Below are 15744 nucleotides of genomic sequence, written 5' to 3'. Positions count from 1 at the left end.
ACTCGGTGACGCTGGCCTGGTTTGCGCGCCGTTTGATGCTGATGATCTACACCCTCATCGTGGTCTCGATGCTGGTGTTCGCCATTACCCAGATTTTGCCGGCGGACGCCGCCCAGTCGCTGCTCGGGGAAAACGCGACGCCCGAAGTGCTGGCCGCGCTCAGGGCAAAGCTCGGGCTCGGCGATCCGGCCTGGCTGCAATATGCGCGCTGGGCCCGCCACGTCTTCACCGGCGATTTCGGCATCTCGATGCGCACGAGCCTGCCGGTCGGCACGGAAATGCTGGCGGCGCTGTCGCGCTCGCTGCTGCTTGCCGTGTCGGCCATCCTGGTCACGCTGACCGTTGCAGTGCCGCTCGGCGTGATAGCAGCGCTGCGGCAAGGCAGGCTCACCGACACGGGCGTCAGCCTCATTGCCTATCTCGGGGTCTCGCTGCCGGAATTCGTCACCGCGACGCTGCTTGCTCTTCTGCTGGCCGACACATTGCATTGGCTGCCGGCGACCGGCTACGTCTCCCCACTGGAGGATTTCGGCGGCGCCATCCGTCATCTGGCGCTGCCCGTGCTGACGGTCTCGGTGATCCTGATCGCGCATGTCATGCGCATGATGCGCTCCGAGACGCTCGACGTGCTGAAATCGGACTATATCCGCGCCGCACGCTTGAAGGGCCTGCCGGAACGCACCGTGCTGTTTCGCCACGCCCTGCGCAACGCGCTATTGCCGGTCGTCACCATCATCGCGCTCGACGTCGGCTACCTGCTCGGCGGCATCATCGTGATCGAGGAGATCTTCGCCATTCCCGGCATCGGGCGGGCGCTGATGGTCGCGATCACCACGCGCGACCTGCCGTCGATCCAGGCGGGCGCGTTGATCATGGCCGCAACCTATGCCGTGACCAACACGTTCGCCGACACGGCCTATGCGCTTCTCGACCGGCGGATCCGCTATGACTGAGCTGTTCATCCGCCTGATGCGGAAACCACAGGGTTTTGTCGGCGTCGTGCTTCTGGCGCTGATTGCGGCCGCTTGCCTGTTCGGGCCCGCATTGGCGCCCTATGCGCCGGAGAAGATCGATTTTCTCGGCCGCTTTCGCGCACCCGGCTGGCAGAACTGGCTTGGCGCCGATCAATTCGGCCGCGACATCCTGAGCCGCCTGATGGTCGGCGCGCGTTCGACCGTGCCGCTCGCTTTCATCGCCACCTTCGTCGGCAGCGCAGCCGGAGCGATCATCGGCGTTGGCTCGGCCTATCTCGGCGGACGAACCGACGAGGCTATCATGCGCACCAACGACGCCGTGATGGCGATCCCAGGCCTTCTGATGGCCCTGTTGCTGGTCTCAACGCTCGGCAACGGCGCCGGCAATGCTGTCATTGCCATCGCGGTGGCCTTTGCGCCCGGCATGGCGCGGGTGACCCGCTCGGCCGCGCTCAACGTACGCAATCAGGACTACGTCAAGGCCGCCATCGCTCGTGGCGAGGGAGCACAGTGGATCATCTTCCGCGAGATGTTGCCCAACGTCATGGCCCCGATCGTGATCGAATCCACCATCCGCGTGTCCTTCGCCGTCATGCTGTTCGCAACGCTGAGCTTTCTCGGCGTCGGCGCCCAGCCGCCGGCATCCGAATGGGGTCTCATGGTGGCAGACGCACGCCAATACATGCATCAGGCCCCATGGGGATTGATCGCGCCCTCGGCCGCGATTGCACTTACCGCCATTGCCTTCAACCTGGTCGGCGATGGTCTTCGCGACGCTCTCAATCCGAAGGACGAGCGGTGACCTCTGCACTTTCGATCCGGAATTATACGCTCGATTACATCACGACCGCCGGGCCGGTACGCGTACTGCACGACATCTCGCTGCAGATCGCACCGGGCGAGGTGCTGGGCCTCGTCGGGGAATCCGGCTCAGGCAAGAGCTCGCTTGCCTGGGCACTGATGCGGCATCTACCCGACAACGCTCGCGAAGTCGCAGGCTCGCTGCAGCTAGGCGATGTCGACCTTCAGCGCCTGAGCCCGCGCGAGTTGACCGAGATCCGAGGACGCCGTCTCGGAATGGTGTTTCAGGATCCTTCGACGTCGCTCAATCCGACGCTCACCGTCGGAACGCAAATCACGGAAGCGTTGAGGCGGCATCGTGGCCTCAAGCCGCGCGACGCCAGTTCGCTCGCCATCGAGCTGCTCGGTCACGTCGATCTCAACAATCCCGCTGCGGTCATGCGGCGCTATCCGCATGAAATCTCCGGCGGAGAAAAACAGCGCGTCGTCATTGCCACCGCCTTTGGTTGCCGGCCCGACGTCATTCTCTTCGACGAGCCGACCACGGCACTCGACGTCGTCACTGGCGCGCGCATCCTCGAGCTGTTCGCGCGACTACGCCGGGAGACGGGCGTTGCCGCGCTCTATATTTCCCACGATCTTGCACTTGTGACGCGCGTCGCTGACCGGGTCGCGGTTCTGGAGCGCGGCCGCATGGTCGAGCAGGCGCCGGTGGCCGACATCTTCCGCGCGCCGCGCCATGCCAATACGCGCGCACTTGTGGACGCCGTGCCCAGACCGGAACGCCGTCTTGTCCATGACAAGCCGCCTGACCAGGTCCTTCTCGCGGCCTCCGACATCGAAGTCCAATATGGCAGCGGCGGGCTGTTCCGAGACGCGCCGCCGCCAGCCACGAAAAAGATCGGGCTTGAGATTCGTAGCGGCGAGATCCTCGGTCTCGTCGGCGAGTCCGGCTCTGGCAAGTCTTCGATGGCGCGCGCCCTTACCGGTCTTGCACGCTTCTCAGGCAAGATCTGCTTCGACGAGCACGAGATCCACGGCATGCGCGACATGGACGCCGCTTACCGCCGCGACGTGCAGATCATTTTCCAGCATCCGGATTCGTCGCTCAATCCGCGTCACAGGATCGACGAGATCCTGTCGCGTCCTCTCAAGCTCTACGGCGGCCATCTTGTGGATATTCCCCGCCTGCTCGACCAGGTGCGCCTGCCCCGATCCTACGCCAACCGCTGGCCACATCAGCTTTCAGGCGGCGAGAAGCAGCGCATCGCCATCGCTCGTGCCTTCGCTGCACGGCCAAAACTCGTAATCTGCGACGAGGTCACCGCGCCGCTGGACGTCTCTGTGCAGGCCCAGATCATCGAATTGCTGCTGACGCTTCGGGAGGAGACCGGAACCGCCTTTCTTTTCATCACCCACGATCTCAACCTTATCCGTCAAATCGCTCACCGCATCGCTGTGATGCGCCGGGGTGAAGTGGTCGACCTTCTGCCCGTCGAAGATTTCGATGCAGACCACGTTCATCCCTACACCCGCGAACTGATGGCTGCTTCCCCCGTGCCGGTCGGCTGACGACAAGGATTTCCTTCAATGCATCACAACGCCAAAGCACTTCTCGCCGGGATCGACGTGCCCGCCGCCCTCGATCTCCTGTCACGCATGGTGCAGCACAAGAGTTACTCCAGGTCGGACGGCGAGAAGCAGCTCGCAGCCTTCATGGCTGGCCGCATGCGCGAGATCGGCCTCGAGACCGAGCTCGCAGCCTTCGGCAGTGAGGGCCGGGTCAACGCCGTTGGCCGCTGGAAGGGCAGCGGCGGCGGCAAGAGCCTGATGTTCAACGGCCATCTCGACACCAACCCGGTGACCGAGGGCTGGACCGTCGACCCCTGGGCAGGCAAGGTCGACGACGCCTTCATCTACGGCATCGGCGTTTCCAACATGAAGGCGGGCGATGCCGCCTATTTCTGCGCCGTCAAGACGCTGATCGACGCCGGCGTCGAACTCCGGGGTGACGTCATCCTCACCTACGTCGTTGGCGAGCTGCAAGGCGGGGTCGGCACCTACTCGCTCGTCGAGCAAGGGCTTCGCGCCGACTACTTCATCAATTCGGAGCCGACCGACCTGAAGGCCATGACCATGCACGCCGCGGCGTTCATGTTCATCATCGAGCTGACCGGCAATACCCGTCATCTGTCCAAGCGCGAAGAAGCGGTCGATGCGATCACGGCAGCGTGCGATCTCATTCCGCGCCTCAATGCGATGAAGTTCTCGGGCGCGCTCTCGCCGGAACATGAACGGATCAATCGCGTCCATGTCGGCGTCGTCCACGGTGCACTCGGGCGCGAGCTGCACGAATGGCGTACGCCCCAGGTCGCGGACTTCGTGCGGATCAAGGGCTCGGGCCGCTATGCGCCAGGCCAGACCGAGGCCGGCGCGCTGGCCGACATGCGCCGCGAGCTCGATGCGCTCGAAGCACGGTTTCCTGGCCTCAAGGCCGAGGTCATGTCGGAGGACCGCTCCGGCGTGCCTACCATGCCGCCGTTCGAGGTGGCGCGCACGAGCCCGATCGTCGCGGCGGTCAATCGCGCCTATCGCGCGGTACGTGGCGAAGATCAGCCGACGGGAGCCGTTGCGCCGAGCTGCTTCTACGGCACCGACGCGGGTCATCTGCACTATTTCGGCGGGATAGAAGGCATCGTCTGCGGCCCCGGCGGGCGCTACAACACCATGCCCGACGAACGGGTCGATATCGTCGACTTCGTCGACATGATTCGCATCTACATGCTGGCCATTCTGGAGATTTGCGGATAGCGGGCGCTCGAACGCGCGCACCTGATCCCACGAAGGACGAACGACGATGTTGTTTCCGGTCGACGAATATGAGGCGCGCGTTGAGCGCGTGCGCGAGCAGATGGCCGCCCGCGAGCTCGATGTCCTCATCATCGACCAGAGCGAGTTCCTCGCCTACGTCACCGGCTTCTTGATCTCGGAGAACATGTACCGGGTCTGCCTGCTGCCGCGCGATGGCGAGCCGATCATGATACTTCGTGCCGTCGACCTTGGCCCATTCACCGAGAGCTCGTGGCTGTCGCGCTCCGTTGCCTTCGCCGATTGGGAAGACCCGATCCGGGTGCTCGCCGACACCATCCGTAACCTTGGCTATGCGACAGGCCGCGTCGGGCTCGACGAGGACTCCTATTGCATGCCGCTCTCCCGCTTCAAGCGTCTGTCGGCGCAACTGCTGGACGCGCGCTTTGTCGACTTCTCCGGCGTGATGGCTGAGCTCCGCGCCAGGAAGAGCACAAGGGAGATCGCCGTGCTCCGGCGCGCTGCCGCGATCGGCGACCTCGGCATCAATGCAGCTCTGAAAGCGTCCGGCGAAGGCCGATCGGCCCGCGACGCGGCAGCAGCCGTGTATCAGGTCTTCATGCAGGAAGGCGCTGACGTCGCACGCGCAGGGATCATTACCGCCGGTGTCGGCAACGCGTTCCTGCATGGCGGACTGACCAAGCAATCGCTGGCCAAGGGCGATATCCTGCATATGGAGCTGTTGCCCTATATTGACGGCTACAGCGCCCGCCTGATGCGCTCGGCCGTGATCGGAGAAATCGACCCGCGCCGGTCGCATCTCGCCCGGCGGCTAATTGATATCCAGGACCGGCAGTTCGAGGCGATCAAGCCTGGAGCCAACGCCGCCGGCGTCGACGCTCTGGCGCGAAAGGCGATGCTCGCCGATGGCCTGCGCCCCGACTACCCCAACATCACCGGCTATTCGCTCGGCTGCTATCCACTCCATAGCCCGCGCACCAGCGACTTCTCGCGCGCCTTCCTGCCCACGGCCCATTGGACGCTGGAGGAAGGCATGGTGTTCCACATGTACGTCTCCGCCGACGGCATCGCGATCAGCGAGACTGTGCTCGTCACTGAGACCGGGCATGAGTGTCTGACGCGCTCGCCGCGGCAAGTGTTTCAAGTCTGAGCAACGCACGACCGAGAGACAGGGTTGGTCGCGAGAGCCGCGCGATGCTCAGTGAAGGGACCACACGTTCGAGTTCCGATGATTGAGATTGCTCTGTCAACGCTCCACGAACTCCCCTCCCCCGGCGAATTCATGTCGTGTACGTCCCCCAACTTGAGGTGGCCTACCCACTTCGGAAGGCCTGTTCACATTGGCTGAGAAGAGATTTTCTTTGATCTCCCGGTGCACACGTCGTGCACACACCGCCTCCCAACTACTTGAAAATCCTGAACTCTCGCTCCTATCCATCATTGGCGCCGCGCCAAATTTTCGATCTAAGGTCTTCATTTTGTTGAGCTATTTTTACTCCTGTCGATCCTCTATGTGAATTGGATCGACTGAGAAATTGTGTTGGACGACGCTTCCGCGGACCGCTCGTCCTAGGCCCTTATACCTCAGGATTGGAAGCGCAAATCGGCCCTTCGGATTCTCAGTGCACACGACGCCGTGTCCACAAGCCTCGCATGGGCTGACGTCTCGCATGCGACGCGGCCTGGTCGCTCGCCTGTCAGAGGAGAAGCTGACACGCCCAATGCCCCCTCCACAGCGGCACCCCACCGTGACCGGCCATTGCCCCTCTGCCCAAGCGCAACGTTTGTTCGCAGCCTGACATCCTGTATAATACTTGTGAGGCAGCTTTTTTGGAGGATCGCGATGAAGGCTTTCATCCTTGCCTGCGTTGCGACGATCGTCACGGCGGCGATTGGAGTTGCCGTGCTCGACCACGCACAGCAACCCGTTGCAGAAGCCTTTGCAACAGCGGGCGTGCGTCTGTAGACAATGGTCCGCCAGCTCTATTCGGCTGCGGATGCAGCACGGCGAGGCTGCGACTGAGAATCGTTCGGGCCGCTCCGTGCCAACTGCTGGTCGAGCCACAGGCTGTGGTGCTCGCGCGCCCAATTGACATCCACCTCACCTGATCCCATCGCGTCGAAGGCCCCCTCCATCCCGATCGTGCCGATGTAGATGTGAGCGAGCATCGCCGCGATAAACAGCACGGCCACGATGGAGTGAACAATCTGGGCAATTTGCATGCCTTCGATTCCCGTCAGGTAGAACGGGAACATGAGCTGATAGCCGGTCGTGGCAACCAGACCTCCACCGATCACAACGATCCAGTAGATCCCCTTTTGACCGGCGTTGAAGCGGCGTGCCGGCGGATGATCATGTCCGATCAGGCCGCCTCCGCGCTTGATCCACTCCAGGTCCACCCTGCTCGGGATGTTGCCACCAATCCACATCAGAAAGATCAGCACGACGCCAATTGTGAAGGGAAAGCTGAGGTAGTTATGGGCGTACTTCGCCCATTGCGACCATTCCGAGAAGGCCTCAAATCCAATTAGCGGAAGCAGCAGCGGCCGCCCGAATGTGATGTTCAGTCCCGAGACCGCAAGGATGACGAAACAGGTCGCAGTCATCCAGTGCGCGAAGCGCTCAAAGGCGTTGAATCGCACGATTGTGCGGCCGGATCGGCCACTCTCCAGACGAACCATGCCGCGCGTCAAATAGAAGATCACGAGAACCGCCAGAATTCCGAGGATGGCAACGCCGCCGATCCAACGCAGCACGACGTTGCGGAATTCACGCCACTCGCGGCCGGCCGGTTGCATCAGCACGCTGGAGCGCTGGTCGGGAATGCTGACGCGCCCCTGGATCCGGTCCATCTCCTGGAGCAACTGGCGCTCGCTAACCGAGCTCGCCGTCGGATTGATCTGCTCCGCCGATGACGGTGCCGGAGCCGCCATGATCAACAGAAGCAACGCCCACGCGCCGATGGCGAGTCGAATGAACCTTCCAAATGACGACATGAACTCCTCCTCGGCATTGGTGCCGCGCGACCGCGGCCTGCTTCAGGACTCGATCGTCTCACGATAGGCGGTCTTCCAGCCCCACGCGCCTGAGCCGTAGCCACGCTTCAGCACGCGTTCTTTGTATATCTGGGCGATGATCTCGCCATCGCCGGCGAGCAGCGACTTGGTCGAACACATCTCGGCGCACAGGGGGAGCTTGCCTTCGGCGAGACGGTTCGCACCATATTTTTCGTATTCCTCCTTGCTGCCATCGGCCTCGGGGCCGCCGGCGCAGTAGGTGCACTTGTCCATCTTGCCGCGCGAGCCGAAATTGCCGATCTTCGGGTATTGCGGCGCGCCGAACGGGCAGGCGTAGAAACAGTAGCCGCAGCCGATGCAGAGATCCTTGGAATGCAGCACCACGCCATCGGCGGTGGTGTAGAAGCAGTTCACCGGGCACACCGCCGCGCAGGGCGCATCCGTGCAGTGCATGCAGGCCATCGAGACCGAGCGTTCGCCCGGCTTGCCGTCATTGATGGTGACGACACGGCGCCGGTTGATGCCCCAGGGGACCTCGTGCTCGTTCTTGCAGGCCGTCACGCAGGCGTTGCACTCGATGCAACGGTCGGCGTCGCAGAGAAATTTCATACGTGCCATCGTCGTTGCTCCTTACGCCGCCGCGATCTGGCAGAGAGTGACTTTGGTCTCCTGCATGTTCGTCGCGGGATCATATCCGTAGGTGGTGATCGTGTTCGCGCTTTCGCCGAGCACGATCGGATCGGTGCCCTTCGGGTAGTTGCTGCGAAGATCCTTGCCTGCGAGCCAACCGCCGAAGTGGAAAGGCATCCATGCAACGCCCTTGCCAACGCGCTCGGTGACGAGTGCCTTCATCCTTGCCTTGGAATTGTTCTCGGCGCCGGTGACCCAGACCCAGCCGCCGTCCTTGACGCCACGCTCGGCGGCATCAGCCGGACTGATCTCGATGAACATGTCCTGCTGCAATTCGGCGAGCCACGGGTTGGTGCGAGTCTCCTCGCCGCCGCCCTCATATTCGACCAGACGGCCGGACGTCAGGATGAGCGGGAATTGCTTGGCGATCCCCTTCTCCACCGCCGCCTTCTGCACGGAGAAGCCGATATTGGGCATGCGGAATTGCTTGGCGTCGGGCAGCGTCGGATATTTGGCGACGAGGTCAACGCGCGGCGTGTAGATCGGCTCGCGGTGCACCGGGATGGGATCCGGCAAGCCAAAGGCATTCATGCGCGCCTTGCCATTGCCATAGGGAACACAGCCATGCGCCAGCGCGACGCGCTGGATACCGCCTGAGAGATCGAGCGCCCACGACACCGTGTCGGGAGTTGCCGGATTGATTTTGTTGATTGTTGCCATCTCGGCTTCCGTCAGCTCCGTGTCCCAGCCGAGCTTCTTCAGGACCGCCAGAGTGAACTCCGGATAGCCGTCCTCGATCGCTGACCCCTTCGAGTACGAGCCGTCCGCGAGCAGGCTTACTTTCCGCGTCGTGCCGTCCGGCAGCTTCTCTTCACGCTCGACGCCAAAACGCGGCCGGAACGTGCCGCCGCCATCCATCACATGCAGATTGGTGTTGTAGAGCAGCGGCGTGCCGGGATGCTTGACCTCTGGTGATCCCCAGCATGGCCAGGGCAGGCCGTAATAGTCGCCGCCGACCTCGGGATCGTCCTTGGGCGCCCGCATCGTCAACATGTCGAACTTCGCCTGGTTCTTCATGTGCGCCTTGAGACGCTCGGGCGATTGTCCGCAATAGCCGGTCGACCAGCTGCCGCGGTTCATCTCGCGCAACACGTCTTCTGCCTCGGGCAAATTGTTCTCGACCTTGATTTTCTTGAACATCTGGTCGGCGAAGCCGAGCTTCTTGGCCATCAAATAGATGACCTCGAGATCATCCTTCGATTCGAAGACCGGCTTCACGATCTGCTCGCCCCATTGCAGCGAGCGGTTGGAGGCGACACGCGAACCCTTGCACTCGAATTGCGTAGCGACCGGCAGAATGTAGACGCCGTCCTTGCGTCCCGCCTCGACCGAGAGCGAGGCCCAGGTCGTCGGATGCGGGTCGGCGATGACGAGCAGCTCGAGCGCCTTCAGGCCGTTCAGGGATTCGGGAATGCGGGTGATGCTGTTGGAAGCGTGTCCCTGCACGAACACGGCCCGCACATTGTCTTTTTGCGCTATCTGATCCTTCGGCAGCGTCACCGCGTCGAACCAGCGCGTCAGCGGGATGCCGGGCGTTTCCATGATCTGCTTGGAATCGAACCGCGACTTCAGGAACTCATAGTCAACGTCCCAAACGCGTGACCAGTGCTTCCAGGCGCCTTCGGCGAGGCCATAGTAGAATGGCAGCGTGACGATATCGAGCCCGACATCGGTCGCGCCCTGCACATTGTCGTGGCCACGGAAGATGTTGGCTCCCATGCCCGGTCCGCCGACATTGCCGGTCATCAGCAGCGCGATACAACTGGCGCGCACATTGGCGGTGCCGACGGTCTTCTGGGTCTGGCCCATCGCCCAGATCAGCGTGGCCGGCTTTTCGGTGGCAAACATCTTGGCGACGCGCTTGAGCTGCTCGCCAGGAATACCAGTGACGCGCTCGACTTCTTCCGGATTCCACTTCTCGACTTCCTTGCGGAGATCATCGAACCCATAGACCCGCTGTCGGATGAATTCCTTGTCCTCCCAACCGTTCTGAAGAATGTGCCACATCATGCCGTAGAGCACCGGGATGTCGGTGCCCGGCCGCATGCGCACATATTCGGTCGCGTGTGCGGCCGTGCGCGTCAGGCGCGGGTCGATGACGATAAAGTTGGCCTTTTGCAGCTCCTTGCCTTCGAGCAGATGCTGCAACGAGACCGGATGCGCCTCGGCCGGATTGCCGCCCATTATGACCTGGGTCTTGGCATTGCGAATGTCATTGTAGCTATTGGTCATCGCACCGTAGCCCCAAGTGTTGGCGACGCCGGTGACGGTGGTTGAATGGCAGATTCGGGCCTGGTGGTCGGTGTTGTTGGTTCCCCAGAACGCACCAAGCTTGCGGAACAGGTAGGCGCCTTCGTTGGTCATCTTGGCCGAGCCGAGCCAATAGACGGAGTCGGGACCCGACTTCTCGCGCACGGCCTGAAGCTTGTCTCCGATCTCGTTGATCGCGGTATCCCAGGAGACGCGAGTCCACTGCCCGTCTACCAGCTTCATCGGATAGCGCAGCCGCCGCTCGCTGTGCACCAGTTCGCGCACGGAGGCGCCTTTGGCACAATGCGAGCCGCGATTGATCGGAGAATCCCAGCTCGGCTCCTGGCCGATCCATACCCCATTCAGCACCTCCGCAGTCACGGTGCATCCAACCGCGCAATGCGTGCAAACGCTCTTGCGAACGGTCGCGCCTGCCGTGAGCGGACCGGCCATCGCCGCTTTCGCCTTGCGCACGCCGCCGACCGGCAGGGTTCCGATCGCGGCGAGCGCGCCGCCGACAAGACCAGATTTGCGTAAGAAGCTGCGACGGTCGAGACCGCCGGCCTGCCCTGCGAGGGATTCGGCGACGGAGCCGTGGCGCTCGGAGCGCTGGTATGTTCGCTTGATCAGCACGGCAGCCTCCCTTCAAACCGGATAACGATTGACGCGATAAAAGGCCTTCACGTGATCGGTTTCCTTGTAGCGCGCCTTGCGCTTCTCATCGTTGGTCTCGCTATCGGCCTGGGCCGACTCGACCAGCGGTGTCGCGAGCGTCACGCCGGCGCCGGCCGTGCCGATGGCGAGCTTGCGCAGGAAGGCGCGGCGCCCGACTGTGGCTTTCCTGTCTTCACCCATCGCATTTCTCCTGGACCTGCGCGTGCAAGTCAGTTGGCGAATGTGAATGCTTCCGTCTCGATGTCCATAAAGGCGCGACCGAGCGCGCCGACCGCACGATAGAAGGTGGCGCTCTTTGCGCTCTCGATGTCGGCGAACAGCCGCCCCATCCAGGGCGCGACGTGTTTCTCGAAGAAGGTGCGCTGCGCGTCAGACGAGGCCTCGAGGCGGCCGCCGGCAAAGCCCGCCATGATCTCGCACAGGATGGCCGCGTGATCTTCCGGCTCCGAATTGTTCGCGACGCGCTCGATCCCAAACGCAGCGAGATCGGCGCGCAGGCGCGACAGCGGTCGCTCGTTGAGAAAGCCGGTCAGGTAGTAGGAAGCATAGGGCAAGAGCTCGCCGCGGCCGAGACCGACGAACAGGTCGAAATATTCGCGTTCGACCTTCGCCACGACCGCCTCGCCGGCGGCTGCGGCCAGCACAGCATGCGCGCGCCCAAGCGGCGTCGCATCACCGGCCAACGCGGTCAGTTGATCGAGCAGCTTTTTTGACGGTGCTGCGGACAAAAACGTCGCGAGCAGCAGATATTCCTGCGCACGCGCCGCGTCGACGGGATCATCAATCGGCTCTTCGGACAACAGCGGTTCCCTGTACAGATCAGGCCGCAACTCGTTGCGCGATATGCCGGTGGCCGATTCGACTGCAATCACCCGTTGCGCGGGCACCTTGCTCCAGTCCGAAACGGAGGGCTGGCTGATGCCGATTTTGCGCGCAAGCTGGGCAACGCCGCCGGCGGCGTCAATGGCTCGCTCGAGGCCATCATCACGCACGCGGACCTCCATCCAAGTCCCAGGTGCTTGATTTTTCTTTTGTTACAAAGCGCTAAGCGAAGCGTAGTCCTGGCCCCGCGGGGGGTCAATTGCCTCCCCATAGCCCAAGGCTATAGCTTTTCGTCGGGGTCTAGCGAGGCAACGCGCCGCCATGTGTGCAGCGCCGAATGGGCTCGCTTTCGCTCTCGCTGGTTTCGGCCGCCGTCGGTTGCGATGCAACAGGAACAGGGGCGGGTTCGGTCGTCGTGGATTCCTCGGCGGCAACTTCGACGCTTGACGTCGCGGCTTGGCGCAATTCTCGCGAAGAATCCGCGGGTTCTACCGGTATCTCAGGCTGCGCCTCGGCGGACTTGCGCAGGCCACCGACGACCCTGTCGACCAGCGCGGCCAACGATCCCTCGGAACAATCCAGCGGGCCAAAGCCCGGCATAGCCGTCGGATCGTTAAAATCCCATGCGTTCTCCGCAAGCCCAACGAAGTCGCGAATGGCAGGATCGGCGCTCCAGGCGCGACGAAGCGCCGCATGGGTCAGCTCCTGCGGAATCCCTTTGCGCAGGAACGCCTTGATGTCGGTCGCGGACGTGATCGAGTCGATCGAAGGCAGGCTCGAGAGGTCGAATTCCACATCGTCGTCTTTCACGGCGGGCGGCGGTGCTGACTGCACGTCGTGCATTGCCGGGTCCGGTAGCGTGGCGTTCGCCTTCGCCTCCTGCTTGCGACGGGACCAGCGCGCCAGGAACTTGTCCTCACTCATTCGTGTCCGCCTTCATGCTGCCGGCGCGCCAGCGCTTCCGGATCTGCCTGCCGCCGCTTGCGCTTGAAGAACTCACGTTCGACGTGGTGCTCGGCAACGAAACTTTCAATCGCCTCGCGCAGCATCTCCGGCATCGGTACGGCCTCGACAAGATTGGCACCGGCCCCGGTGAACGCCTCGCCTTCCGCAGGATCGGCGGTGGCAGCGGCCACCGAATAGGAACAAGCGCCTTCCGCAGGCGACAACACGGTCCAGATGCTCGGACTACCCGAAGCGAGATTGTCGCGATAGCGCGCCGTCTCAGACGGATAGAGATCGACCGTGGCGCTGCCGGCATAGAACAGCATTGCCTCGTTCTCTTCGCGAAGCACCGTCCAGGGTTTCGTGTCCGGCTCGTCTGGCAGCACAGCGACAGCGCGCCAGACAAAATCGGTCCACGGCGAGTCCGCCTTGTGCCGCTCGACCACGATGCCGACGGGAATGCGCACAAGCGGCAGCGCTGCCGGGCTCACGTCACCATCTCCAGGTGTTTGATCGGCAGCCCCGTCAGCAAATTCTGCGGCTTCATCCGGAGCTTCCGATCAGAGTTCATCGACAAGATGAGATAGACCGGCTCGCCCTCTATCTCTTCTGTGGCCGTGTTCGTGTCTGCAAACGTCAAGCGGAACAAGGAGAGCACGCGTCCGGCGCTGCGATCATCGAGCCGCTCGCCATGCCAGAGACGGTCGCCGAGCCCGGTAGCATCGGCGTCGAGCCCGACATACCAGGTGAGCCGCGCGTCGCGCAGCTCGCGCAACGGCTCGATGGTAACGTCGATTCCGAGCAGATGGGAGATCCAGCGCGCCATCGCCTGCGCCAGCGCCCTCGGCCCGCGGCCGCCAGCGGTGAGGTCGAACGCCATGTCGAAATGGTCGCTTCGGTGCCAATAGTCGTCGGCATTGTCCCCGCTCAACACGTCCAGCTGGGCATCGGTCACTGCCCGCAGCATCGACATCAGCGAGAGCACCGGGGTCGGGCTCTGCCCACCGACAACCTCTTCATCGCCGAGCAGCAAGGCCTGTTCATGCGGCAGGATGCGCTGCGGGCGGAAGAACAGCTCGGCTGCGCGCAGCACGAACGGATCATCGCAGTCATCGAGCGCGTTGCGCAGGATCACGTGCACGAGGTGATTGACGAATAGCGGCGGAAAATCGCTGGCCCTCGACCGGACGGTTGCGAGATAGGCAGCTTCCAGCGTCGGATGCCGCACGAGGAGATCGCGAAAGGCGAGCACAAACCGCCAGTTCTCTCGGGCATCCACATCGGCAATCGCGGCGATCTCGTCCGCGCTCACCGGCTGGCGGGGAGCGGCGAGCAGCTCGCGGTGCAGCTGCCGTTCGACCGGGCATGCTGCGTCCGGCGGCATCAGCTCGGGACGGGCGAAATAGGCTTTCAGGAACTCGTCGGTGACACAGAGCCCACCGCTCTCGTCGCGATCGAGCAGATGGTGTCCACACGCGATCCAGAAATCATTCATCGGTGCTGCGACTCCTGGCTCATGTCGGCAAGCCTGAGATCGCTGTCGGGTTCGACATCATCCTCGACCTCCATGAACGAGAACGCCTTGCCGTGTCCCTGCCCTTCCCGCAGTTGCAGCCTGCGGAATGACTCGCGGACTTCGCCGTCGCTCACCAAGCGGTGGACGGCAATGAGCGAACTGATCGGATGCGTGCAGAGCGACTGCGCAAAGGCGATCTCCTCTTCCGCGGCCGTCCGCGCGGTTGGCAGATCTGGCGCGCCGAAGCGATCGAGGAGTTGCCTGGCAAGGAGTTCGATCAGCGCCTGGCAATCGTCCTCCGTCGCCGGCACAATCTGCACCAGCGTCGACCAGCCCCAGGATTTCACCCCGAGGAAGCCGCTGCGGAAGGCCGCGCGAGGCTTTCCGGTGAGCTTCGCCGGATCCTGCTCGCAGAAGCGGAAGGTGCCGGAGACAGCCCATTCGCCTGGCTCGGCCGGCACATCGAACACGAAGGTGTCGGAGGCGTCGAGCGCGATGGTGCGCAGCAGTTTCACAGCCGCGGCCCTCCTAGCTTCAGATCGAGCCAGGATGGCGTGGCGAGCGCGTTGACGAGCTCGCTCCGCTCAGTCCTGTCGGTGCCAACGCGGCGCGTCAGGAGATCGCCGCCATCGTCGATCCTCTGAAGCGTTTGCCGCTCGCGGGGAACCCGGCTGAGATAGTCGCGCGCGACGCTGTCAAAGCCATCGACCTGCCAACTATCGATAACCCGCATGAGGTGCCGTGCAAAGCTCTCGGTCACCTGCTCGGCTCCCGCTTCGCCAAACCCCTCCTCGTCCAGCGCAGATGCGAGCGGATGAACGCCGGGCCCCCGGTCGGTCATTGCGACCGTCCGGATCATGGCGCCAAACACGAGCCATGCGGGCGGCTCGTCCTCGCGCGCGGACGACGGCCATCCCATCCGCCCGCCGCCGACCAGCCCGCCATCAATCCTGACGGCGTCGGGCCAACCGATCGCGACTGCCTTGTTCGGCGGCGCGTAGGCGCCGAGAGCGTCGGTGAGCGCGACCATGCCGGCGTAGAAGGCGCGTCGCGCGGTGCTCAAGGGTTCGCCGGGCTCGAGCACCACGGCGAATTCGGCAAGATCGAACCGCCCGACACACACCAGCGTGCCGGCACCGCTCTTGGGTGCAATGCAGCAAGCGTGGGCAAAGGCGTCACCGCTCTCGCGCAATCGGACGAGCGTGAATGGCGGCGGCAGATGGA

At 63.3% G+C, this 15744-nt stretch carries 16 protein-coding genes; 6 read left to right on the top strand and 10 right to left on the bottom strand.

Annotation, left to right across the window (positions count from 1 at the left end):
• Positions 1-5: 5 nt before the first annotated feature.
• The 6 genes from IVB18_RS20110 (at position 6) to IVB18_RS51645 (ending at position 6570) form a co-directional block, all read left to right on the top strand.
• Positions 6-953, top strand: a complete 948-nt coding sequence (locus IVB18_RS20110; protein ID WP_247990733.1) for an ABC transporter permease — start codon at positions 6-8, stop codon at positions 951-953.
• Positions 946-1776 (top strand): ABC transporter permease, encoded by an 831-nt coding sequence (locus IVB18_RS20105; RefSeq protein WP_247990732.1) that lies wholly within the window; start codon positions 946-948, stop codon positions 1774-1776. The genes IVB18_RS20110 and IVB18_RS20105 overlap by 8 nt, the downstream gene beginning before the upstream one ends.
• Positions 1773-3347 (top strand): ABC transporter ATP-binding protein, encoded by a 1575-nt coding sequence (locus IVB18_RS20100; protein ID WP_247990731.1) that lies wholly within the window; start codon positions 1773-1775, stop codon positions 3345-3347. Before IVB18_RS20105 ends, IVB18_RS20100 begins: the two co-directional genes overlap by 4 nt.
• A gap of 18 nt (positions 3348-3365) precedes the next feature.
• Positions 3366-4586: a M20/M25/M40 family metallo-hydrolase gene (locus IVB18_RS20095; RefSeq protein ID WP_247990730.1), complete on the top strand. Its 1221-nt coding sequence runs from the start codon at positions 3366-3368 to the stop codon at positions 4584-4586.
• 46 nt (positions 4587-4632) lie between these two features.
• Positions 4633-5754 carry a Xaa-Pro peptidase family protein gene (locus IVB18_RS20090; protein ID WP_247990729.1) on the top strand — a complete coding sequence of 374 codons (1122 nt, stop codon included), beginning with the start codon at positions 4633-4635 and terminating at the stop codon, positions 5752-5754.
• 693 nt (positions 5755-6447) lie between these two features.
• On the top strand, positions 6448-6570 hold the full coding sequence (locus IVB18_RS51645) for a hypothetical protein (RefSeq protein ID WP_256476975.1): 123 nt from the start codon (positions 6448-6450) through the stop codon (positions 6568-6570).
• Between the two features lie 17 nt (positions 6571-6587).
• Here IVB18_RS51645 and IVB18_RS20085 read toward each other — a convergent pair whose 3' ends face one another.
• The 10 genes from IVB18_RS20085 to IVB18_RS20040 all read right to left on the bottom strand — a co-directional run bounded on the left by IVB18_RS20085 (position 6588) and on the right by IVB18_RS20040 (position 15739).
• Complete coding sequence (locus IVB18_RS20085; RefSeq protein WP_247990728.1) at positions 6588-7601, bottom strand: formate dehydrogenase subunit gamma; 1014 nt, start codon at positions 7599-7601, stop codon at positions 6588-6590.
• Between the two features lie 42 nt (positions 7602-7643).
• Positions 7644-8240 (bottom strand): formate dehydrogenase FDH3 subunit beta, encoded by a 597-nt coding sequence (gene fdh3B, locus IVB18_RS20080; RefSeq protein WP_247990727.1) that lies wholly within the window; start codon positions 8238-8240, stop codon positions 7644-7646.
• A 12-nt stretch (positions 8241-8252) separates the two neighbouring features.
• Complete coding sequence (locus tag IVB18_RS20075) at positions 8253-11195, bottom strand: formate dehydrogenase subunit alpha (RefSeq protein WP_247990726.1); 2943 nt, start codon at positions 11193-11195, stop codon at positions 8253-8255.
• Positions 11196-11207: 12 nt separating this feature from the next.
• On the bottom strand, positions 11208-11417 hold the full coding sequence (locus IVB18_RS20070; RefSeq protein WP_247990725.1) for a twin-arginine translocation signal domain-containing protein: 210 nt from the start codon (positions 11415-11417) through the stop codon (positions 11208-11210).
• A gap of 29 nt (positions 11418-11446) precedes the next feature.
• A complete protein-coding gene (locus tag IVB18_RS20065; RefSeq protein ID WP_247990724.1) occupies positions 11447-12229 on the bottom strand; it encodes a Cro/CI family transcriptional regulator in 783 nt (260 codons plus the stop codon).
• Positions 12230-12359: 130 nt separating this feature from the next.
• Positions 12360-12983 (bottom strand): DUF3306 domain-containing protein, encoded by a 624-nt coding sequence (locus IVB18_RS20060; RefSeq protein WP_247990723.1) that lies wholly within the window; start codon positions 12981-12983, stop codon positions 12360-12362.
• Positions 12980-13495: a DUF3305 domain-containing protein gene (locus tag IVB18_RS20055; RefSeq protein WP_247990722.1), complete on the bottom strand. Its 516-nt coding sequence runs from the start codon at positions 13493-13495 to the stop codon at positions 12980-12982. The genes IVB18_RS20060 and IVB18_RS20055 overlap by 4 nt, the downstream gene beginning before the upstream one ends.
• Positions 13492-14499 (bottom strand): DUF6352 family protein, encoded by a 1008-nt coding sequence (locus IVB18_RS20050; RefSeq protein ID WP_247990721.1) that lies wholly within the window; start codon positions 14497-14499, stop codon positions 13492-13494. Before IVB18_RS20050 ends, IVB18_RS20055 begins: the two co-directional genes overlap by 4 nt.
• Positions 14496-15035 (bottom strand): DUF6505 family protein, encoded by a 540-nt coding sequence (locus tag IVB18_RS20045; RefSeq protein WP_247990720.1) that lies wholly within the window; start codon positions 15033-15035, stop codon positions 14496-14498. The genes IVB18_RS20050 and IVB18_RS20045 overlap by 4 nt, the downstream gene beginning before the upstream one ends.
• Positions 15032-15739: a biotin/lipoate--protein ligase family protein gene (locus IVB18_RS20040; RefSeq protein WP_247991678.1), complete on the bottom strand. Its 708-nt coding sequence runs from the start codon at positions 15737-15739 to the stop codon at positions 15032-15034. Before IVB18_RS20040 ends, IVB18_RS20045 begins: the two co-directional genes overlap by 4 nt.
• Positions 15740-15744: the final 5 nt, after the last annotated feature.

Source organism: Bradyrhizobium sp. 186 (assembly GCF_023101685.1).
Classification (GTDB): domain Bacteria; phylum Pseudomonadota; class Alphaproteobacteria; order Rhizobiales; family Xanthobacteraceae; genus Bradyrhizobium.
The sequence above is the reverse complement of the archived record's forward strand: the minus strand, read 5'-3'. Positions and strand labels throughout refer to the sequence as shown.